This is a genomic window from Nocardia sp. NPDC005825, assembly GCF_040630175.1.
In the GTDB taxonomy this organism is placed as follows: domain Bacteria; phylum Actinomycetota; class Actinomycetes; order Mycobacteriales; family Mycobacteriaceae; genus Nocardia.
Genome location: NZ_JBEXXC010000009.1, coordinates 349,340 through 369,570 on the forward strand (window position 1 = coordinate 349,340; position 20,231 = coordinate 369,570).

Sequence of the window (20,231 nt, forward strand, 5' to 3'; positions counted from 1 at the left end):
CGACGATGTCGCCGCGCCACCAGAGCTCGGTCCGGCCGCCTCGCTCGGACGTGGCTGCGGGAGCGAAGACCGAACTTGTGTGACAGGGATAGGGGCCCATGACTTCTGAGACCGGTTCCACCGAGCATGGTGCGGTATGGGCGATTCCGCGTGGGCTGATCGTTCTACTGGCGATGGCGGCCGCGGTAGTGGCGGTCGCGGGTGCGAAAGCTTTCGCGGCGGTGCTCGCACCCCTGTTCCTGGCGATGATGCTGACGATTGCTGTTCAGCCGATACAGAATTGGGCGCAGCGTCGGGGATGGCCCGCCTGGGCCGGGATGCTGGCCGCGCTGACCGCGGTCAACCTGATGATCGCCGGACTGATCGGCGCACTCGTGTTATCGGTCGCACAGCTGGCCGGTGAACTGCCGCAGTACTCCGACCGCCTCGACGAGCTGCTCGGCCACCTGCGCGACCTGCTCGCCGACATCGGCGTGAATTCCGACAAAGTGCACGAGATGCTCAGCGGAGTGGATCTCGGCAAGGTGGTCACGGTCCTGGACCACACCCTGCGGGGACTGCTCGGCTTGTTCTCGAATGTGGTGTTCCTGTTGGCCCTGCTGTTGTTCATGGCGGTCGACGGCATGACGATCGGCCGGCGCGTGGAGCTGATGCGGCGGGAACGACCCGATATCGCGGGGGCCTTCGACACCTTCGCCCGGGGTACCCGCAAGTACCTGCTCGTGACCACGGTGTTCGGCGCGATCGTCGCGGTCCTGGACGGATCGGCGCTGTGGTTGATGGGAGTTCCGCTGCCGGTGTTGTGGGGTTTGCTCTCGTTCATCACCAACTACATTCCCAATGTCGGTTTCGTGATCGGGTTGATCCCGCCCGCACTGCTGGCTCTGCTCGATGGCGGTGTGGGGCTGATGATCTGGGTGATCGTCGTCTACATCGTGCTGAATGTTGTTGTGCAGTCCGTTATCCAACCCAAATTCGTCGGTGACGCCGTCGGGCTCAGCGTCACCTTGACTTTCCTGTCCCTGGTGTTCTGGGGCTGGGTGCTGGGTCCGCTGGGCGCGCTGCTGGCGGTACCGCTGTCGCTGCTGGTCAAAGCGCTGCTGCTGGACATCGACCCGGCCACCAGGTGGATGGATGTCCTGATCGGCGATCGCATCCCCGAGCGCTCGGACGTCGATTCGACATCTACCGATCAGGAGACACGATGACGCAATCCGAACTGGCCTCATGGCACGACGGTCCGGCGCGGACCGCGATCGTCGACTTCGTCGCTCGCGTCGAGGCCGATTCGGTGCCGCAACCGGAGCGTGTCGCGGTGTTCGACAACGACGGCACCCTGTGGACCGAGAAGCCCATGCAGATCCAATTGCAGTTCATCTTCACGCTGTGGGCGAAGATGGCCGCCGCCGATCCGGCTCTTGCCGAGCAGCAGCCGTTCAAAGCTGTGGAATCCAAGGACTTCGGGTGGCTCTCGGCCGCGGTCGACAAACACTACGACGGTGACGACACCGATATGAAGACGCTGATGGCGGGGGTGGTGCGGGCTTCCGCGGGTCAGGATGTCGAAGCCTACGCCGCGCAGGCGAAGACGTTTCTCGATGGTGGGACCCATCCGGTCCTGGGACTTCCATTCACACAATGCGTGTTCGCGCCGATGCTGGAATTGCTGCGCTACCTCGAATCGCACCGGTTCACCACCTATATCGCCTCGGGCGGAGATCGCGACTTCATGCGTCCCGCCGGCACCGCGTTGTACGGGATCCCGAGCGAGCGGGTTATCGGCAGCAGCCTGGGTTTGAAGTATGCCAACGGTGCGGTCACCTACACCTCGGAAATGGGCTACTTCGACGACGGGCCCGAGAAGCCGGTGCGAATCTGGAGTCGGGTCGGGCGCAAACCGCTGCTGGTCGCGGGAAACTCCAACGGAGACCTGCCCATGCTCGAGTTCGCCCGCGACGACGCCCTGCGGCTGCTCATCCGCCACGACGACGCCGACCGGGAGTTCGCCTATGACACCGGCGCCGAACAGGCCCTGCGGACCGCTGCCGACAAGGGTTGGACCACCGTCAGCATGCGGGACGACTGGGCAACGGTGTTCCCGACCACCGATTCTTGAGCGCGCCGCGGTGCTCACCAGCTGCCGTCGAAGAAGGCGGCCAGCGCAGTCGTGGAGTTCATCGCCGCCGAAGTGTTCGCTGCCAGCAGGACGAGCGAGGCCGCCGACAGCAAGGCGGTGACGATCCCGGACGCGCACAGGAGACGCCTGCTCCGGGTATTCGCGGATCGCACGAACCGTCTCCACGACACGATGGTGAGGCCGACGGCGGTGATCGCGAGGACCGCGGCGATGACGGCCACGGTGACGTGGTAGCGGGCGAAATCGCCGACCATGTCGTCCACCGGCGGTGTGGCGCTGGTGGATTCGTTCAGCTGCCGCCGAATCTGGTCGAAGGCGGAGGCCAGCTCGGGGTCGTTCGCGCCGGACGGCAGCATCGGCAGCAAGGAGGAGAACGGCGCCACTGCCCCTTGGATGTTCGCGATCACCACCAGAAGCGCCGCGAAAGCGAACAGGCTGACCGAGGCACCCGCCGTCGCCAGCGCTGATTGCCGGCCTGCGCCGAGCCCACCAGCGCGCAAGTACGCCTTCCAGAGCAACACCGCCAGGGCAATGAGCGTGACCAGCAGCAGCGCCGCGATCATGCCTTTGACCACATGAAAGCGGAACCAGTAGTCGATGACGCTCGTCAGAGCAGGCGGCCGAGTCGAACCACCGGAATTCCAGTACGCCACAAAGCCATCACGCAAAGCCTGCCGCAGCTGGTCCTGATCGGCGAAGCCGCGGTTCCCGGTATCGGCCAGCAGGGGAGGAGCCAGGACCAGCGCGGTGACGAGGGCCAGCGCAAGAGCGGTCAGCGCACCCACGGCGCGGCCGGGAACGATCGTGTCGGAGCGCGCCGGAGCCGAGGAGCTGGCCACAGAAATTCCTTCCACCCGGATCCACCGACCTCTCCCATTCTGTGTGCGATCCAGCAGCCTCGCCACGACCGCTGGCAGACTTGTCCGGTGACGGCCCCCAGAAAAGAGCGGCACCAAAGACTCTCGGATCAGCTGGGATCTCGAAGTGACAGCGAGCTGACCAAGCTCATGGGCGATGGTCGGCCCGTCAGCGTGGGAGTGGGCGGCAGTGCGGCAGTCCTCGACGTCGACGGCGTACCGGTATTCGCCAAACGCATCCCGTTGTCCGAGCGGGAACTGGCCGATCCGGCCTCCACCGCGAACCTCTTCGACCTCCCGCTGCAGTGCCAATACGGAATCGGCGGCCCGAGCTTCAACGCATGGCGTGAGCTGGCCGCGAACACCATGGTCACCACCGCGATCCTGGCCGGCGAAACCGAGTCGTTCCCGATGCTCTACCACTGGCGGGTGCTGCCGGGCCGCCCGCCGATCGCAGCCGAACACGCCGACATCGACAAGGTCGTCGCCGCCCAGGGCGGGTCGCCGGCGGTGCGCACCCGTATGGAAGCGGTGGCCGCAGCCCCGTCCTCGCTGGTCCTGTTCTCCGAATACATCCCCCACGCGGCGTCGAATATGTTGAGCGACAACCCCGTCGACAAGGCCGCGACGATCGAGCACCAGCTCGCCGAGATCGTGACCTTCCTGCGAGACCACCAGCTCCTGCACATGGACGCCCACTGGGGCAACATACGTACCGACGGTGAGCAGCTCTATCTCACCGACTTCGGCCTGGTCACCTCACCACATTTCGACTTGTCACCCGACGAACGCGACTTCGTCGAACGCCATGTCACCCACGACGCCGCCTACATCGCCATGCGCCTGGTCAACTGGCTGGTAACCGACGTCTGCGGAATCCCGACCCCAGCCACCGGCGGACCGGTAGCCCGCAACGAATACGTAATCCAGTGCGCCGCCGGTCATATCCCGTCCGAAGTCCCTCCCGCCGTGGCCGAAATCCTGACTCGCCACGCCCCGGCCGCCGCAACCATGAACGACTTCCTCTGGAAGCTGTTCGACGGCGAGCTTCACACGGACTACATCCCGGGCCGAATCGACCCGGCGTTTTCTCGCCGCGGTATCCGGCCGGACGAGTGTGTTTGCGGGGGAGTGGTCAGGGGTGGCGGGGTCGTCGACCAGGCGCGACACTGATCGCATCGCTACCGGTCGGTTCCTCTTTTTCTCGACAGTTGTTCTGTCCCAAGCGAATTGAGCGTGCCACACTTGAGCGTGGCAATGCCGCACGGCGCCGACATCCGGTCCCGGGTGGAAGGCTCCCGCGGACGGTAGGGGTTCGCCAGGGCATCATGTGAACGCGCGGTACGCCGACTTGGTCGGAGAACTCGCTCGGGCCAAGGTGATTCGAGGTGGGCGGTCGCATGCTCAATTGGACCAGGGCGAATCTGGACGTTCCCGGTGTCGGAAACACCGAGGCATCGAATACGCAGTACCAACAACTCCTGACCGCGCTGGACCTCTACGAGGTCTCCAGCAAGGCCGACCCGGACGACCAGGCCCTGATGCCGGTGCTGCGTCAGGTGCGGGAGCGGGCTCAACAGCAACTCATCCAGCACCCGCTCGAACAGCGGAATGCCGCGGTGACCAGGGTGCGCGACGACGCGTACGCCGAGATCGGCCGGGTGCTGCTCACGACGGTGCATCGGGCCGACCGGGCCATGACCGGCGATCCGAGCTTCCAGCACGCTGACGCGGTACTGCTCGCGGTCGACGCCTACCTGCGGGAATTCGGCGGGACCAATGACGCGGCGACCGTCGTGGCCATCCGTGACCGGATCATGTACCACAAGATGACCCACGCCATGCTCCTGAACGCCGGCGCCACGGAGGAATGGAACCTGGTCGCCGACAAGTGGTACTACAACCGGCCCAGGGCGGCCGTCCCGGCCGACATCAACTGCGGTCTGTGCACCGCCGCGGCCGTGATCACCGCGGTCACCGGCAATTTCGTGACCACGGCCGACGTGGTTCGGAGGATCCACCCGGCCCCGACCCTGGTCGACGCGGCACGGGCGGGTCTGCAGGGCCGCGACTATGCCACGATCTACCAGCACCCGGAATCGTTCGTGAGCTTCGGCCGCAACCTCCAGGGCGGCAACAATATCGCCGATATCGCGAAGACCGTGGAGGTGAATGTCAAAGCGGCCGAGGGCATCAAGAATGTGGCGCAGCAATTCGGGGTAGCCGAACAGGGCAGGCAAGCCGTCGCGCTGTCGTTCCCGGACGCGGTGCAAGCGATGCTGCAACCGCAGTTCGACGGCTGCGTCTTCGCGGTCCTCGTCGTGTCGGCCGGGCATTGGAACTTCGCGCGCCGTACGCCCGATGGCCTGGTCTTCGTCGACTACCAGACGGACCGGCCCGACAAACAGGGCCCGCAGATCGGGGTCACCCCGCAATTGGGCGTGAAGGCCACCGCCGCCGACCGAAATCTGGGCAATCAGCAGAAAGTCAGCTTCCTGGCCTTCAGCCTGTAGCGGCCGACCGGGAATTCCTCGTGGAACCGATGGTCGCGGAGGTTTCCGCTACTCCGCGATCTCGGTTCGCCGGCACCACAGATAGACGGGCAACCGGCCTTCGGGAGTCTCGATATGTCCGGGGGAATTCTCGAAATGCTCGTATCCACCGCGGTGCTGAATCTTCACCTCTTCACCCGGTGACGGGAGCGGAACGATTCGAGTGGGAAGGTCGGCCGGTCCGCCCTCGAGGAATGCCATCGGGTCCATCACGCGTCTCCGCTGATGTGCCGGACGGTGGTGTCGGGTCCCGGACTCATGATGGTCTCGTGCCCGTCGTCGTATCGGACTCGGTACGGCGGCGAGCCTTCCTGTCCCATGACCTCGATGACTTCGGCCGTATGGTCGGGCTGTCCGACGGTCCGGCCGTGAACCAGAAGCTGGTCACCTACGCTGGCTTTCATAACGAACCCCTTTTCGGCGAGTGCTGATCCGGTGTTTGCTTACCCCGATCCGGCCGCAAAGATTCTGGTGAAAACGGCTATAGCTGGAGACTACCGCGCCCGGTCCTCGAAGACTCGTTTCAGCGCCTGCGCGATCAGCACCACGATGGTGCCGACGACGAATCCGATGACCGCCGAGGCGCCGGTGTTCGTCAGCCACGCCATGAGCCCGCCGACGCCGGGGACGGCGTCGCGGACCGCCTCCTCGGCGTGGTGCACCCACGAGTACGGCGTGTGCCAGCCGAGCGTGTCGGTGCCGCTGAGCAGGATGTGCCCGCCGACCCAGAGCATGGCTACCGTGCCGATGACCGACAGCGCCGACAGCAGTTTGGGCATTCCCGTCACCAGTCCGCGGCCGATGGCCTGCACGAACGTCGATGAACGCTGGGCCAGGGACAGCCCGACATCGTCCATCTTCACGATGACGCCGACGACGCCGTAGACGGCGGCGGTGATGACCACGGCGACGATGGCCAGGATGATCAGCCGAGGGACGAACGACTGGTGGGCGACCTCGTTGAGGGCGATCACCATGATCTCGGCGGACAGGATGAAGTCGGTGCGGATGGCGCCCGCGGTCATCGCCTTCTCATCGGCGGCGCCCTCGGTGTCGGGGCCGTGGCTGTCGTGGTGCAGGAACCGGCCCAGCACCTTCTCGGCGCCCTCGAAGCACAGGTAGCCGGCGCCGACCATCAGGATCGGCGTGAGCAGCCACGGCGCGAACTGGCTGAGGATCAGGGCCGCCGGAAGAATGAAGACCAGCTTGTTACGCAGCGATCCCATCGCGATCCGCTTGATCATCGGAAGTTCGCGGTCGGCGGTGATGCCCTGGACGTACTGCGGTGTCACGGCGGTGTCGTCGATGACGACACCGGCGGCCTTGGCGGTCGCCCGCCCGGTGGCCGCGCCGATGTCATCCAGGGAAGCAGCCGCGAGCCGGGCCAGCACGGCCACGTCATCGAGGAGTCCGAACAGGCCTGCGCTCATGCCTGGCAGGTTACCGGCCATTCCGCCGGGAACCGCTATTCGGAGATCCCCGCCCCGATCACGGGCGAACCGTCCGGGCCGTCGACCGGCCGCTCCGATACCGGACTCGGGACGGATCAGAGCCTCGGTGACTGCCAGCCGGCGTCGATCAAGCGTTGTGCCAGGTCCTCGGCCTGGCGGACACCCGCTCGAAACGCTGCCGGCCAGCTCGCGAGGACGTCCGGATTGGTTGCGGCCGAGTTGAATACCTCGATCATGGCCGCGTCGGGGACGAAGCGCACGACGGTGCCGGCCACCGTGGTCGCGAGTTCGGACTGGAGCAGCTGGGGCGGGAATCGGTGTGCCAGCGGTTCGATGACCAGCAGGATGTCGGAGTCCGCGGCGAGGTCGGCGTTGGTGGGGGACCAGACCCCGCCGTCGATGTAGTAGCGGTCCGCCACGACGACGGGCGGGAAGGTTCCCGGGAACGATCGGCTGGCGGCGACAGCGGTGGCCAGGGGGACACCGCTGCCGCTGTCCCAGACCCGGCGCTCACCGGTCGCCGCGTCCAGGACGACGATCCGCAGCCTGTCGTCCGGCCAGTCGTTGCCGCCGACCAGCCACTCCATCGGAGCGATATGCGCTGCCCGAGCCGGCTCGACTGTCATTGCGAGACGGCCGATCTCGCGGCGCGCGGTCTCGCGATCCAGCGACCGGTCCGCCATCAGCGAGAAGACCTTGGCGATCAGCTCCGGTGTCACCGTGTTCGGCGATTCCGCGCTGCCGGGACGGCGTGGATCGTCGGCGAACGAGTCCAGATCCCGCCCCGCGATCAGCGCGGCCCCGACGATCGCGCCCGCGGAGGTGCCGACGATCGAGTCGGCCGCGGCCAAATCGATTCCCCGGCGGCGCAATTCGGCGGCCAATCCCGCCATCCACGCCGAACCGGGGACACCGCCCCCACCCAGAACAACCGAACGCCGCACGGCCCCACCGGACATGTGATCGACACTGTGACTCCCCATGCCGCGATCGTAACGACATTCGCCCTCGCCGCCTCGTCGGACGATCAGATTCCAGCGGCTAGCCAGTCGCCCAGCATGTTCGCGGTCTCCTCGACGAGCCGGTCCGGGTCGAGCCCCTCGGGCGGATGCAGCGCGATCCGCAGGCTGGCGGCCAAGCCCGCATTCACCATCACGAAGGCGCGGGTATCGAGTTCGTCGTCGGGGCGCGGGCCGAGCTGCTGCAGCAGGTAGCCGCGGGTCAGTACCAGCAGCCGACGTTCCAGACCGCCGAAACCGATACCCGCCACGGTGGCGTCGGCGGCCAGCGCGCGCACCAGACCCTGCCGGGCGGTCAAGGCGCGCATGACGGCCCGCAGACTGCTCTGCACCGACTCGCGCAGCGGAAGCCCCAGGCTGCCGAGCACCGCTTCGGTGAAGCACTCTTCCAATTCGGTGAGCAGCCGGTTGCGCAGGACATCGACGATCGCGGCCTTGTCATCGAAGTATCGGTAGAGCGACCCGATACTGATATGGGCGTGCGCGGCGATGCGATTCGTGGACACATCGGCGACGCCGTGCTCGGCGAAAAGATGAGCGGCGGAATCGAGAACCCGCTCCTTGGTCTCCCTGGCGCGCTCCTGGCTCGGCTTCTTGCGCCGTACAGCCGGGGTTTCAGCCATGAGCACCCCGCCGCCACAGAAGTGAGTAGAAAGTGAGCACAAGCTCATTTTACGCTGGCCCCATGACCAGGGACAAGGTTCCGGCAACCATCGATGTTGCTGCGGCAGGCGCGATTCCGGCCGAATTCCGATACTGGGAGCAGCTCGACGATCCGCGAGTCCAGCGCGCCCGTCGCGCCTGGCGCACCGTCTTCCGCTTCGACCCGCAGCCCGCCGACGACCTGGTACGCGCCTTCGGCGAGTCCTACTACCAGGCCGACCCGGTCGCGGAAGCCTTCGTCGACGAGGTGTACCTGGGCGAGATCGGCCCGACAGCGGGGCGGGCCATGCTGGACCAGGCCCTCGCCCACGGCATCGAATCGGTTCCGGACGCGCCCCCGACCCTGATCCGCTTGTTCGAGGAGTTCGAAACCGACCCCGAATGGCTCGACCCCGACCTGGTCGCGCAGGGCGCGAAGGTGTTCCGCCGCTGGGGCACATCGGTTTTCAGCTTCGCCACCACCAGCACCCTGGAGATCTACTCGGAGAGCTCCGTTGCCAAACCGCTCTCCTACACCGGCGGCTACGCCGGAGACCGCGCGCACAAACGCCAACTGGAAACCGTCCGATTCTGGATCGACGTCTCCGACCCGGGCGGCCTCGACCCGGGCGCCCGGGGCCGGCAGACCGCCATGCGAGTCCGGATCATGCACGTCTTCATCCGCCGCAAGCTCATGCGGCGTCCCGAATGGGACCACGCCGCCTGGGGCGTCCCGATCAGCATCGGCGACGCCACCCTCACCCTGCTGGCCGGAAGCGTGGTCCCCGGCCTCGGACTGTGGAGCATCGGCCACCAGACCACCATCACCGAAATCGAGGCCACCCTGCACTTCTGGCGCTACGTGGGTCACCTCCTGGGCGTGCAGCCCACCTGGTATCCGCGCGACTTCCAGGAGTCCGTGCAAATCATGTTCGCCGCCTTCGTCAAACGCGCGTACACGGCGGGCGCGGACGGGGCGGAGCTGGTCGAGTCCTACCTCCCGGCCTTCGAACCGAACCCGGACAGCCCCTGGCCCAAGCGAATGCGCGACCACATCAACTACCGAATCCAGATCGGCTACACGGCCTTCTGGCTGCCCCCGGCGACCTACGCCCGCCACGCCATGCCGCGCCGATTCCCCTGGGTCCTGCACCCGATCCTCCAAGCACCGCTGATATTCGGCGCGGAGACCCTCCGTCGCGCCATTCCCGGCCTCGACGCGGTCGCCGACCGCGTCCAGCGCCACCGCCGAGAACAGTGGTACCGCAACGAAGTCGGCGACCGTGAGGCCGAATTCACGCCCGTGGAGGAGTTCCGCCGCTAGCGAGTGCGGGCCCCGGATCGAGCAGGGGTCAGGCGGACGACGCCGCTGTAGGGCTGGTCGCCGGGCGCCCGCGGGTCCGGCTGCTGGGCTTGGAGTTCCTCGGGGGAGACGGGGAGCGCGAGCCGATCGAAGCGAGCGGCGGCGACGACGATCGACTCGAGGTAGGTCGCGTCCCAGCCGAGGTTCTCGAAGTAGGTGACGCCCTCGGCGGGCAGGAACGTCCACGGTGCGCGCCGCAGCAGGCCTTCGTTGCGGTCGGTCATCAGGTGCGCGACACCGGCCGAGCTGAAGTCGAGACACCATCCGGCGATCTCGGGCCGGGTCAGCGCCGCGGACAGCGCGGTCACGTCGGCCTCGCGCAGGTACATCACCAATCCCTCGGAGATCACCAGCGCCTGGCGGACATCGGTGAGTACCGCGTCGAGATAGGTGGTGACGGCGGCGGAATCGGTGACGTCCAGGGCGGTCCTGGTCAGCCGGCACCGCGGCGTCTCCGCGGCGAGCAGCGCGTTCTTCTCGGCGATCAGTCCGGGCAGATCGGCTTCGATCCACCGCAGCTCGGCCGGTAGATCCATCCGATACGGCCGGGCGTCCAGGCCCGCGCCGAGATTCAGCACGAGATCGCAACCGGCCGCGACCGCCTCGGTGATCTGGTCGTCGATCAGCCGGGTGCGGGTGACCAGGAACCAGTCGTCCGCCATCGACTGCCCGGCGGCCGCCGCGATCTCGCGGCCGATCGGACCGGCCAGGCGGTCGGCCAGCGGGTCGCGGAACAAAGCGTCCGGCCGGGCGGACTCGATGGCGCGGTGCGCGGCCACCCACCGTGCGGTGTCGGACACGTGAGTGACCAGCGGTTGCAACGACATTCGGCTCAACTCCTTCGCCCGCCCGATCGATATCGGGCTCCCTCTACATTTATAGAGGATCCAGGTCGGGGCGCGGGTGTGGGTTGTGCCACGCCGGGGCTGTGGCGTCGCCGAGTCGGGTGTCCAGACTTGACGCTGAGTTCAAGTTCAGGTCAGATTCGGGCGGTACGGTGGCGGTATGAGCGAATGGCAGACGGCGAATCCGGAAGTCCTACAGGCCGTGCGGGCGGTGGTTCTCAGCATGCCGGCGGCGAAGCACCTCGGGTTCTCGTTCGGCCGGGTGGCCGCGGGGGAGGCGGAGATCATTCAGCCGTACCGCGCGGAACTGACCGAGCACAACGGCAACTTTCAAGGCGGGGTGATCGGTTCGCTCGCGGACTTCGCGGGCGGATCGGCGGCGGGCACCCTGCTGCCGGCCGGGTGGGTGAACATGACCGTCGACTACACGGTCAAACTGCTCGCGCCGGCACGCGGCGAAATGATCGTGGCGCGTGGGCGGGTGGTGAAGCCCGGCAAGGCGATCACGGTCGCGGCGGCCGACGTCTACGGCGTCGACCAGGGCGAGGAGACCTTGTGCGCGACCGCGTTGGTCACCATGCGCAATATCCAACTCCCCGCCGCCGGGGGCGCGTCGAACTGAGAGTCATCGGGAAGTGCGGCCGAGAGCCGTCGCCGCCCGCGTCGCGAGGGCCGCGCCGCGCATCATCCACCGGAAGGAGCCCGTCTTCGGGCCCGGCAGCAAGCCGGCCGTCTGCACGGCGTCGACCAGGTCGTAGAGGGTTTCGCCCTCGTACATGAGATGGTCGGTGTTGAAGTGGTAGCGGTCCACGGCGGTGCACTGGACGAAGGCGCCGTTGCCGGGGATGGAGACGGCGTCGTCACCGTACGGGTGCAGTTTCAAGGGCCCGCGGAGATGGCCGCTGCCGTAGTAGCGCACCACTATTCGCACCTCGCCGCCGGGCGTGATGTCGACGAAGGACTGGCCGGGGATGGGGTCGTAGCGCCAGTCGGGGATGGCGTCGAAGAAGGCGAAGTTGTAGGCCACGAACTCGTCGAGGCCGACGATGGTGGCGCCCAGGGTGGTGACGTCCTTGTAGCGGAGGTCGGGGGTGTAGAGCTCGTGGTTGTAGCTCATGTCGCGGGCTTGCCAGCTCCACCAGTACTTCTTGGCCCAGTCCAGGGTCCAGGCGATGTCCAGGCCGTGGTCGGCGTAGAACGCGATCTTCTGCTCGTATTCGTCGAACCATCGGGTGGTCATGGCGGTCAGGGCCTGCTCGTCGAGGACTTCGACCGGGGCGGCTCGGTTGCTCAGGATCTTCGGGATCGGCTGGGCCAGGCGGGATTGTGCGAGGGCCTGCTGGAACTGGTGGTCGGTGAACATCGCGACTCCATCGGGAAGCAACTGCTTTCTGAAGCAGATGCTTCCTGATATCGTCCGAGTGTGTCAAGAAGCTATGGCGGACGCAGCACCGACGACCGGGTGGCGGACCGCCGCCTCCGGCTCATCCAGGCCGGAACCGCGATCGTCGGAACGGAAGGCGTTGCCGCACTGGGCATGCGGGCCGTGTGCCGCGCGGCCGGGTTGAGCCAGAAGTTCTTCTACGAGAGCTTCGCCGACATCGACGATCTGCTGCACGCGGTGTACGTGGCGGCGCTCGTGCGACTCGAGGAGGCCATCCGGCCCGCCATGGGGGCCCGCGATCTGGCCGGGCTGTTCGACGCGGCCGCCCGGCTGATGGAGTCCGACCCGCGAATCTGCCGGATCCTGCTGATGGAACCCGTCGCCGACGCCCGCCTGCGCCGATACGTCCGTGACACCCTTCCGGCGATCACCACCGCCGCGCTCGGCGACCTCGTCGCCGGATCACCCGATGACCCGGCGATCCGGATGCAGTTCTCCGCGCTGTTCGGGGCGATCATCTCCCTGTTCGTGGAGTGGACCGAAGGCAGCCTCGGCGCCGATCGCGCCGCGTTCGTCAAGCATGTCTCCACTGTCGCAACACAACTCGTGCCACAGCTCGGTGTGGTCACCCGGTCCTGATCACAGGCCCAGCACCTCGGCGGTGCTCGGGGCATTCGCGTGCGGCGCGGCGGCCGGTTGCCCCGTGTTTCGGGGTCGTGCTGGGCTGGGGGGAATCTGGCCCAATGGGGTTCGGCGGTGAAAGGGGGACGGCCATGGTGGTCGGGGTGGAGATTCAGGTCGACGGGGTGACCGTCGAGCAGTACGACCGGGTGATGGGGAGGCTGGGGGTGCCCGCGGGTGGGCCGATGCCGGACGGGGGATTGTTCGGGTGGGTCGCGGCCACGGAGAGCGGGATTCGGATTGCGGAGGTGTGGGAGTCGGAGGAGATGTTTCGGCGGTTCTCGGCGGTGCGGTTCGGTGACGTGGCCGGGTGGGTCGGGATCATCGGGGAGCCTCGGATCAGTTTTCACGAGGTGAACGGGTTGCCTCGATCGGGGTGACCGGGGGTGTTAGGTCGGGGCTAAGGCGGGTTCGGGGGAGCGTCGTGGACCGGGGGTGCTCGCGGCGGTTGGCTGAATGGCATGACGGATAACGGGTTTGGGCAGCGGGCTGGGCGTGCGGTTGTCGTGGGGGGTGGGTCGGGAATGGGGTTCGCCATTGCCGAATCGCTGCTCGCGGAGGGCTACGAGGTGGTGATCGTCGGGCGGTCGCCGGAGCGGCTGGCCGATGCGGTGCGGGAGTTGGGGGACGGGAAGGTCACCGCGGTCGCGGCGGATGTCGGTGACGAGGCGCAGGTTTCGCGGGTATTCGAGACGGTGGGGACCGTCGATCATGTGATCAGCACCGCGGCGGATGTGGCGGGGGCGTACGGCCCGATCGCCACTTTCGACTTCGAAAAGGGGCGCGGGTTCATCGAGACGAAATTGATCGGGTCGATGTTGCTGGCGAAGCATGCGCGGCTCAGCGAGAACGGGTCGCTCACTGTCGTTTCCGGTATCGCGGCGTATCGCCCCGCGGCGGGTGGCGCGATGGTGGCGGCGGTGAACGCGGCGCTGGAGGGACTGGTGCGGGCGCTCGCGGTGGAGTTGGCTCCGGTGCGGGTGAACGCGGTGTCGCCGGGGTGGGTGATGACCGGGATCTGGGAGGCGATGCCGTGGCCGGACAAGGAGGAGCGGTGGCGGGCGATGGCGGAGAAGTTGCCCGCGCGGCGGCTGGGGCAGCCGGAAGACATTGCGGTGGCGGTGGTTTCGCTCCTGAACAGCGCGTTCGTCACCGGGACCGTGGCGCACGTGGACGGCGGGCACCGGCTGGTGTGAGCCGGTGCCGGGCGCACGTCAGAGGGTGATGTGGGTGCAGTCCACCGACAGCCCGCACGCCACCGCGGACGGGGAGAGCAGCGCGTAGCTGAGCAGGTTGCTCGCCAGCTCGGGGATGCCGCCGTGCTGGTAGGCGTACTCCAGCACACCGACGCTGCCGCCCCCGCCCCCGACGCTGCCGCTGTCCGCGACCGGGGCGGGCTCGAGGGTCAGGGGAGCGGCGGCGGCCGAGGCCACGGTGCCGAGGGTGAGGGCGGCGGCGGCCGCGCCGGTGACGAATACGCGCTTCATACGGGTCCTTCGGATATGGCTGTGCTGCACCGGCATCTGGGTGATGCCGCGGCAAAGAGTACTAATCGGACGTCCCGGGCGCGGGTTAACCGGGACAGCCGTCCGAAGAAGTTAGGATTGCGCAGAATTCGAGAGCAGGGTCCGGCACGAAGCGACCGACACGTTCAGGAGATTCGGCATGTCCTATGCGGTGGATTTCACCACGGTCTCGACCGTCGGCCTGGAGTCGTCCCCGGTCGCACCCGCCCTGGCGGGCCTGCGGGCCAACGAAGCCCGCTACTTCAAGAACAAATACGACCACGTCTTCACGGTCGAGCCCGCGAGCAAGGCGAAGAAGACCATCGCGTGGGTGAGCAAGATTCTCGCCGACGAACGCGGGATCGTCATCGAGTCGACGCCGCTCGAGGCAACGGAATTCGAGGTCGAGGGCATTCGCATGGCCTATGTCTTCTACGAGAGCGGCCTGTCGATCAACGTGATGTACACCCTCGAGGACTCCGGCAAGCGCGCCGTCGGATTCAAACTCTCCGACGGCATGGAAATCCCCGAGGAGCTGGACTCGTTCAAATTCGCCCGTCAGAAGTCGAAGCTGGCGGGCACCATTCGAGGGTCCTTCTTCGTCATCAAGGGCGAGTACTGACCGGCGGTGTCCGTGCCGAACTAGTGGGCTTCGCTCAGCCAGATGGCTTCGGCGGCGATGCTGCCCAGATCGATGGTCCGCTCGTCGACCCGCACCGCGATGGTTCCCGCGAAGTCGCGCCGCTCCACCACCGCGATCGGCGTATCCAACGCGATCCCCAGCGAATCGAAGTACCGCAGCATCGCCGGATCGGAATCGGAAATCCGTGCCACCCGCCCGGATTCACCCGCGCCGAAATCGCTGAGCTGTCGCGCCGGGGGAGTGGGCACCGCCCCGTCCACCGACGGAATGGGGTCGCCGTGCGGATCCCGGTCCGGATGCCCGAGTTTGGCGTCGATCCGCTCCATCAAGGTCTCCGACACCGCGTGCTCGAGCACCTCGGCCTCGTCGTGCACCTCGTCCCACCCGTAGCCGAGCTCGTTGACCAGGAAGGTCTCGATCAGCCGGTGCCGCCGCACCATGGCGATGGCGGCCCGCCGTCCGTCCTCGGTCAGGGTGATCGCCCCGTACCGGGCGTGCTCGACCAGCCCTTGATCGGCCAGCTTGCGGACCGCCTCGGACACCGTCGACGCCGACACGCCGATCTTCTCGGCCAGCAGCTTCGTCGACACCTTCTCCTGCGACCACTCCTGCGCGGTCCAGATCACTTTCAGATAGTCCTGGGCCACCGACGACAGCACCGGCGCCACGCTGGACGCCCCGCTCGCGGCGGTGAGGGTGGTCCCGTGAGATTCGGAAGGTGCGGACGGATCGGCCAGCTCGCGGCGGGTGGCGATGTCTCGTTTTCCGGGCACGTAACCGAGCTTAGGCACATGCCGCGCGGTTTCACACATCGGCGCGCTCGCTGGTAGAGGCACCCGCCGCCGAGCGCCCCGGACCGGTGAACACACGGTGACGGGCATGCTTCGGGCCGTGGTCTTCCGCACGGCGGAATATTGTCCGAGACGCGCTTTGCGTAGGCTTCCGGTGTGCAGAGATGGCGAAGCCTCGAGGAGATGCCCGCGGACTGGGGCCGGTGTGTCCTCACCATCGGGGTGTTCGACGGCGTGCACCGCGGGCATACCCAGCTGATCAGCCGCGCGGTGAAATCCGCTGCGGTGCGCGGCGTTCCGTCGGTGCTGATGACCTTCGACCCGCATCCGGTGGATGTGGTGCGCCCGGGAACGCATCCGCCGCAGCTGTCCACCCTGGACCGGCGCGCGGAACTGGTCGAGGAACTCGGCATCGACGTCTTCGTGGTGATGCCGTTCACCCGCGACTTCATGAAGCTCACCCCCGAGGAGTACGTCGAGGAACTGCTGGTGAACCGCCTGCACGTGTCCGAGGTCGTGGTGGGTGACAACTTCACCTTCGGCAAGCAGGCCGCCGGCACCCTCGACACCATGCGCGAGCTGAGCAACCGCTACGGCTTCGAGGTCGACGGCGTGCAGCTGCTGGGCGAGCACGCGGTCACCTTCTCCTCCACCTACATCCGCGGCTGCCTGTCCGAGGGCAATGTGGGCGCCGCCGCCGAGGCGCTGGGCCGACCGCACCGCGTCGAGGGCGTGGTCGTGCACGGTGACGGCCGCGGCAAGGGCCTGGGCTTCCCGACCGCCAACGTGGCCCCCACCATGCACGCGGCCATCCCCGCCGACGGCGTGTACGCGGGCTGGTTCACCGTCCTCGAGCCCGGTGACCCGCTGGCGGGCACCCGCCACATGACCGCGATCTCGGTCGGCACCAACCCGACCTTCGACGGCCGCAACCGCACCGTCGAGCCCCATATCCTGGACTTCGACGCCGACCTCTACGGCAAGCACGTGGCGGTCGACTTCGTCGAGCAGCTGCGCGGCATGCGCAAGTTCGAGTCGATCGAGGAACTGGTCGAGGCCATCCGCCGCGACTGCGATCAGGCCCGCAAGGTCCTCGGCGGCGAAGCCGAGGAGTAGGGCACGCCAGGGCCGATTTCCGCGACACCAGGTGCTCCGGTAAGCTGGCCCGTCGGGTTTGCTGCGGTCCGCGGTGGCGCCCAACCGGGTTTTCCCGGTCACTTCCGAGCGCGGTCTGAAACAAGGAGTATCTGTGGCTCTCACCACTGAGCAGAAGTCGGCCATTCTCGCCGAGTACGGCGTCCACGAGAAGGACACCGGTTCCCCGGAGGCGCAGATCGCGCTGCTGTCGAAGCGGATCGCCGACATCACCGAGCACCTCAAGAAGCACAAGCACGACCACCACACCCGCCACGGTCTGATGGCGCTGATCGGTCGTCGCAAGCGGCTGTCGAAGTACCTGCAGGACAAGGACATCAACCGCTACCGTTCGCTGATCGAGCGTCTCGGCCTGCGTCGCTGAATTCAGTGGCGTTCCCTCGGCCCGCCGAGGGATACTCTCTCGGCCAGCCGAGGGACATGACCTCTGTTTGCAGAGGTAGTTGACGAACCGGCCAACGGGGAGGCATAGAATCCTTCTCGTTGGCCTTTCGTATATGTGGCCGGAGGTTCCCCACGAGGGGGAACACGGCCGGATATACGCCGACACGAGCCGTATGCACCCGTCGCGTGGCGTCGGTCTTCGGTAGTGGCTTTTCGGGGCGCGAAGTATGAGATGAACCATGCGCGCCCGGAGGGCTTCGATCGATGACCGCCTCCGCGTCGCCGTATCCAAGGGGATACCGGCCGGGTGTGCGTTGCGGCAGCCACGAGGGCTGCCACGCGCCCATGCCGGGTACGGCTGCCTGCCGGTGGGCACGTGAACGAACACGTGCCGGATCCGGCGAAGACGAGAGGTTGAGATAACAAAGATGTCCGACACCCAGACCAGTTCCGCCGCCGAGGTCGAGCCCGGCGTTTTCGAGTCCGTCGCCCTGATCGACAACGGCGCCTTCGGTACTCGCACCATCCGTTTCGAGACCGGCCGCCTCGCCAAGCAGGCCGCGGGTTCCGTCGTCGCCTACCTCGACGACGAGACCATGCTGCTCTCGGCCACCACGGCCTCCAAGCAGCCCAAGGATCAGTTCGACTTCTTCCCGCTGACGGTGGACGTCGAGGAGCGCATGTACGCCGCGGGCCGCATCCCCGGCTCGTTCTTCCGTCGTGAGGGCCGCCCCTCCACCGACGCGATCCTGACCTGCCGCCTGATCGACCGGCCGCTGCGCCCGTCCTTCGTCGACGGCCTGCGCAACGAGATCCAGGTCGTCGTGACCGTCATGTCGCTGGATCCGAAGGATCTGTACGACGTGGTCGCGATCAACGCCGCCTCGGCGTCCACCCAGATCGCGGGCCTGCCCTTCTCCGGCCCGGTCGGCGGCGTGCGCGTCGCCCTGATCGAGGGCCAGTGGGTCGCGTTCCCGACCGTCGAGCAGCTCGAGAACGCCGTGTTCGACATGGTCGTCGCCGGCCGCGTGGTCGACGGTGACGTCGCCATCATGATGGTCGAGGCCGAGGCCACCGACAACGTGCTGGCCCTGATCGCCGACGGCGCCTCCGCCCCGACGGAAATCGTTGTGGCCGAAGGCCTCGAGGCCGCCAAGCCGTTCATCGCCCGCCTGTGCAAGGCGCAGGCCGACCTGGCCGCCCTGGCGGCCAAGCCGACCGAAGAGTTCCCGATCTTCCTGCCGTACCAGCCCGACGCCTACGAGGCCGTCGAGGGCACCGCCAAGCGCGAGCTGAACGAAGCGCTGTCCATCGCGGGCAAGCAGGAGCGCGACGAGCGCACCGACGAGATCAAGCTGGCCGTGCTCTCCGAGCTGGCCGAGTCCTTCGCCGGTCGTGAGAAGGAGCTGGGCGCTGCCTTCCGCTCGGTTACCAAGAAGCTGGTCCGCCAGCGCATCCTGACCGACAGCTTCCGCATCGACGGCCGTGGCCTCGCGGACATCCGCGCGCTGTCGGCCGAGGTCGCCGTGGTGCCGCGCGCCCACGGTTCGGCGCTGTTCGAGCGTGGCGAGACCCAGATCCTGGGCGTCACCACCCTCGACATGGTGAAGATGGCCCAGCAGGTCGACTCGCTCGGCCCGGAGACCTCCAAGCGCTACATGCACCACTACAACTTCCCGCCGTTCTCCACCGGTGAGACCGGTCGCGTGGGTTCGCCCAAGCGTCGCGAGATCGGCCACGGCGCCCTCGCCGAGCGCGCCCTGATGCCGGTGCTGCCCTCGCAGGAGGAGTTCCCCTACGCCATCCGTCAGGTGTCGGAGGCGCTGGGCTCCAACGGTTCCACCTCGATGGGCTCGGTCTGCGCCTCGACCCTGTCGCTGCTGAACGCCGGTGTGCCGCTGAAGGCCCCCGTCGCCGGTATCGCCATGGGCCTGGTGTCGGACACCGTGAAGAACGACAAGGGTGAGGACGAGGTCCGCTACGTGGCCCTCACCGACATCCTGGGCGCCGAGGATGCCTTCGGCGACATGGACTTCAAGGTCGCCGGTACCCGCGAGTTCGTCACCGCCCTGCAGCTGGACACCAAGCTCGACGGCATCCCGTCGCAGGTGCTGGCCGGCGCGCTGAACCAGGCCAAGGACGCCCGCGACACCATCCTGGACGTGATGGCCGAGGCCATCGCCACCCCGGACGAGATGAGCCCCTACGCTCCGCGCGTCACCGCCATCAAGATCCCGGTCGACAAGATCGGCGAGGTGATCGGACCCAAGGGCAAGGTGATCAACCAGATCACCGAGGACACCGGCGCCAACATCTCCATCGAGGATGACGGCACCGTGTTCGTCGGTGCGACCGACGGCCCGTCGGCGCAGGCCGCGATCGACGCGATCAACGCCATCGCCAACCCGCAGCTGCCGAAGGTCGGCGAGCGCTTCCTGGGCACGGTCGTCAAGACCACCGCCTTCGGCGCGTTCGTGTCGCTGCTCCCGGGCCGCGACGGTCTGGTCCACATCTCGAAGCTGGGCAACGGCAAGCGCGTCGCCAAGGTCGAGGACGTGGTCAACGTGGGTGACAAGATCCGCGTCGAGATCGCCGACATCGACAACCGCGGCAAGATCTCGCTGGTTCCGATCGACGAGGATTCGGACAACTCCGCGACCTCTGCTGCGGTCGACGCGAACGCAGAGTAATCATTTCTCTGTGACGAAGAAGCAGTCCGCGGTGGGGGCGCGGGGGCGCCGCCCCCCCCAAAGCAACCCCCCCAAACAACACCCCAAGACGCCCACCCCGGCGGAGGGGGGGGGGGGGCGGGCGGCGGGCCC

Annotated in this window: 23 protein-coding genes; 13 read left to right on the plus strand and 10 right to left on the minus strand. The window is 67.3% G+C overall.

All coding sequences use genetic code 11. From position 1 onward, the window contains the following. Positions 1-98: 98 nt before the first annotated feature. Both ABZ382_RS25220 and ABZ382_RS25225 read left to right on the plus strand, forming a co-directional pair. Positions 99-1,208: an AI-2E family transporter gene (locus tag ABZ382_RS25220; protein WP_357093297.1), complete on the plus strand. Its 1,110-nt coding sequence runs from the start codon at positions 99-101 to the stop codon at positions 1,206-1,208. Then, a complete protein-coding gene (locus ABZ382_RS25225) occupies positions 1,205-2,116 on the plus strand; it encodes an HAD family hydrolase (protein ID WP_357093299.1) in 912 nt (303 codons plus the stop codon). The genes ABZ382_RS25220 and ABZ382_RS25225 overlap by 4 nt, the downstream gene beginning before the upstream one ends. Positions 2,117-2,130: 14 nt before the next feature. Here ABZ382_RS25225 and ABZ382_RS25230 read toward each other — a convergent pair whose 3' ends face one another. Beyond that, positions 2,131-2,976 (minus strand): hypothetical protein, encoded by an 846-nt coding sequence (locus ABZ382_RS25230; protein WP_357093302.1) that lies wholly within the window; start codon positions 2,974-2,976, stop codon positions 2,131-2,133. A gap of 87 nt (positions 2,977-3,063) precedes the next feature. On the opposite strand from ABZ382_RS25230, the gene ABZ382_RS25235 reads away from it, so the two are divergent. Then, entirely contained in the window at positions 3,064-4,167 is a 1,104-nt protein-coding gene (locus tag ABZ382_RS25235) for a serine/threonine protein phosphatase (protein ID WP_357093305.1), read from the plus strand. A gap of 215 nt (positions 4,168-4,382) precedes the next feature. Then, positions 4,383-5,507 (plus strand): hypothetical protein, encoded by a 1,125-nt coding sequence (locus ABZ382_RS25240; protein WP_357093307.1) that lies wholly within the window; start codon positions 4,383-4,385, stop codon positions 5,505-5,507. A gap of 48 nt (positions 5,508-5,555) precedes the next feature. On the opposite strand, the gene ABZ382_RS25245 is transcribed toward ABZ382_RS25240, so the two are convergent. The 5 genes from ABZ382_RS25245 to ABZ382_RS25265 form a co-directional block, all read right to left on the minus strand. Further along, complete coding sequence (locus ABZ382_RS25245; protein ID WP_357093310.1) at positions 5,556-5,756, minus strand: DUF5988 family protein; 201 nt, start codon at positions 5,754-5,756, stop codon at positions 5,556-5,558. Next, on the minus strand, positions 5,756-5,950 hold the full coding sequence (locus ABZ382_RS25250; RefSeq protein ID WP_357093313.1) for a DUF1918 domain-containing protein: 195 nt from the start codon (positions 5,948-5,950) through the stop codon (positions 5,756-5,758). The genes ABZ382_RS25245 and ABZ382_RS25250 overlap by 1 nt, the downstream gene beginning before the upstream one ends. Before the next feature lie 90 nt (positions 5,951-6,040). Then, the gene (locus ABZ382_RS25255) at positions 6,041-6,976 is read right to left on the minus strand and encodes a DUF808 domain-containing protein (RefSeq protein WP_357093316.1); all 936 of its coding nucleotides are present in this window, start codon (positions 6,974-6,976) and stop codon (positions 6,041-6,043) included. A gap of 116 nt (positions 6,977-7,092) precedes the next feature. Continuing rightward, on the minus strand, positions 7,093-7,980 hold the full coding sequence (locus ABZ382_RS25260) for a patatin-like phospholipase family protein (protein WP_357093319.1): 888 nt from the start codon (positions 7,978-7,980) through the stop codon (positions 7,093-7,095). A gap of 44 nt (positions 7,981-8,024) precedes the next feature. After that, positions 8,025-8,639 carry a TetR/AcrR family transcriptional regulator gene (locus ABZ382_RS25265; RefSeq protein ID WP_357093322.1) on the minus strand — a complete coding sequence of 205 codons (615 nt, stop codon included), beginning with the start codon at positions 8,637-8,639 and terminating at the stop codon, positions 8,025-8,027. A 62-nt stretch (positions 8,640-8,701) separates the two neighbouring features. Here ABZ382_RS25265 and ABZ382_RS25270 point away from each other — a divergent pair, with 62 nt between their 5' ends. Beyond that, entirely contained in the window at positions 8,702-9,982 is a 1,281-nt protein-coding gene (locus ABZ382_RS25270) for an oxygenase MpaB family protein (RefSeq protein ID WP_357093324.1), read from the plus strand. On the opposite strand, the gene ABZ382_RS25275 is transcribed toward ABZ382_RS25270, so the two are convergent. Next, positions 9,979-10,848, minus strand: coding sequence for an SAM-dependent methyltransferase (locus tag ABZ382_RS25275; protein WP_357093327.1), 870 nt, complete (start codon positions 10,846-10,848; stop codon positions 9,979-9,981). The genes ABZ382_RS25270 and ABZ382_RS25275 overlap by 4 nt on opposite strands. Positions 10,849-11,026: 178 nt before the next feature. Here ABZ382_RS25275 and ABZ382_RS25280 point away from each other — a divergent pair, with 178 nt between their 5' ends. Beyond that, positions 11,027-11,488: a PaaI family thioesterase gene (locus ABZ382_RS25280; protein ID WP_357093330.1), complete on the plus strand. Its 462-nt coding sequence runs from the start codon at positions 11,027-11,029 to the stop codon at positions 11,486-11,488. Positions 11,489-11,491: 3 nt separating this feature from the next. Here the strand turns inward: ABZ382_RS25280 and ABZ382_RS25285 are convergent, their stop codons facing one another. Then, positions 11,492-12,229, minus strand: a complete 738-nt coding sequence (locus tag ABZ382_RS25285) for a nuclear transport factor 2 family protein (protein ID WP_357093333.1) — start codon at positions 12,227-12,229, stop codon at positions 11,492-11,494. Between the two features lie 60 nt (positions 12,230-12,289). Between ABZ382_RS25285 and ABZ382_RS25290 the strand changes: the two genes are divergently transcribed. From ABZ382_RS25290 to ABZ382_RS25300, 3 genes are all read left to right on the plus strand, one after another. Then, positions 12,290-12,889: a TetR family transcriptional regulator gene (locus ABZ382_RS25290; RefSeq protein ID WP_357093335.1), complete on the plus strand. Its 600-nt coding sequence runs from the start codon at positions 12,290-12,292 to the stop codon at positions 12,887-12,889. Positions 12,890-13,023: 134 nt separating this feature from the next. Continuing rightward, entirely contained in the window at positions 13,024-13,311 is a 288-nt protein-coding gene (locus ABZ382_RS25295; protein WP_357093337.1) for a hypothetical protein, read from the plus strand. An 81-nt stretch (positions 13,312-13,392) separates the two neighbouring features. After that, positions 13,393-14,127, plus strand: coding sequence for an SDR family oxidoreductase (locus ABZ382_RS25300; protein ID WP_357093339.1), 735 nt, complete (start codon positions 13,393-13,395; stop codon positions 14,125-14,127). 18 nt (positions 14,128-14,145) lie between these two features. Here the strand turns inward: ABZ382_RS25300 and ABZ382_RS25305 are convergent, their stop codons facing one another. Then, positions 14,146-14,418, minus strand: a complete 273-nt coding sequence (locus ABZ382_RS25305) for a hypothetical protein (RefSeq protein ID WP_357093342.1) — start codon at positions 14,416-14,418, stop codon at positions 14,146-14,148. Positions 14,419-14,596: 178 nt separating this feature from the next. Between ABZ382_RS25305 and ABZ382_RS25310 the strand changes: the two genes are divergently transcribed. Then, positions 14,597-15,058 (plus strand): phage tail protein, encoded by a 462-nt coding sequence (locus tag ABZ382_RS25310; RefSeq protein WP_357093345.1) that lies wholly within the window; start codon positions 14,597-14,599, stop codon positions 15,056-15,058. Positions 15,059-15,078: 20 nt separating this feature from the next. Here the strand turns inward: ABZ382_RS25310 and ABZ382_RS25315 are convergent, their stop codons facing one another. Beyond that, positions 15,079-15,852 carry a metal-dependent transcriptional regulator gene (locus ABZ382_RS25315; protein WP_357093347.1) on the minus strand — a complete coding sequence of 258 codons (774 nt, stop codon included), beginning with the start codon at positions 15,850-15,852 and terminating at the stop codon, positions 15,079-15,081. 174 nt (positions 15,853-16,026) lie between these two features. Between ABZ382_RS25315 and ABZ382_RS25320 the strand changes: the two genes are divergently transcribed. From ABZ382_RS25320 to ABZ382_RS25330, 3 genes are all read left to right on the plus strand, one after another. Continuing rightward, positions 16,027-16,986 carry a bifunctional riboflavin kinase/FAD synthetase gene (locus ABZ382_RS25320; RefSeq protein WP_357093350.1) on the plus strand — a complete coding sequence of 320 codons (960 nt, stop codon included), beginning with the start codon at positions 16,027-16,029 and terminating at the stop codon, positions 16,984-16,986. A gap of 133 nt (positions 16,987-17,119) precedes the next feature. Beyond that, a complete protein-coding gene (rpsO, locus tag ABZ382_RS25325) occupies positions 17,120-17,389 on the plus strand; it encodes a 30S ribosomal protein S15 (RefSeq protein WP_213556830.1) in 270 nt (89 codons plus the stop codon). Positions 17,390-17,837: 448 nt separating this feature from the next. After that, a complete protein-coding gene (locus ABZ382_RS25330) occupies positions 17,838-20,099 on the plus strand; it encodes a polyribonucleotide nucleotidyltransferase (protein WP_357093352.1) in 2,262 nt (753 codons plus the stop codon). Positions 20,100-20,231 lie beyond the last annotated feature (132 nt).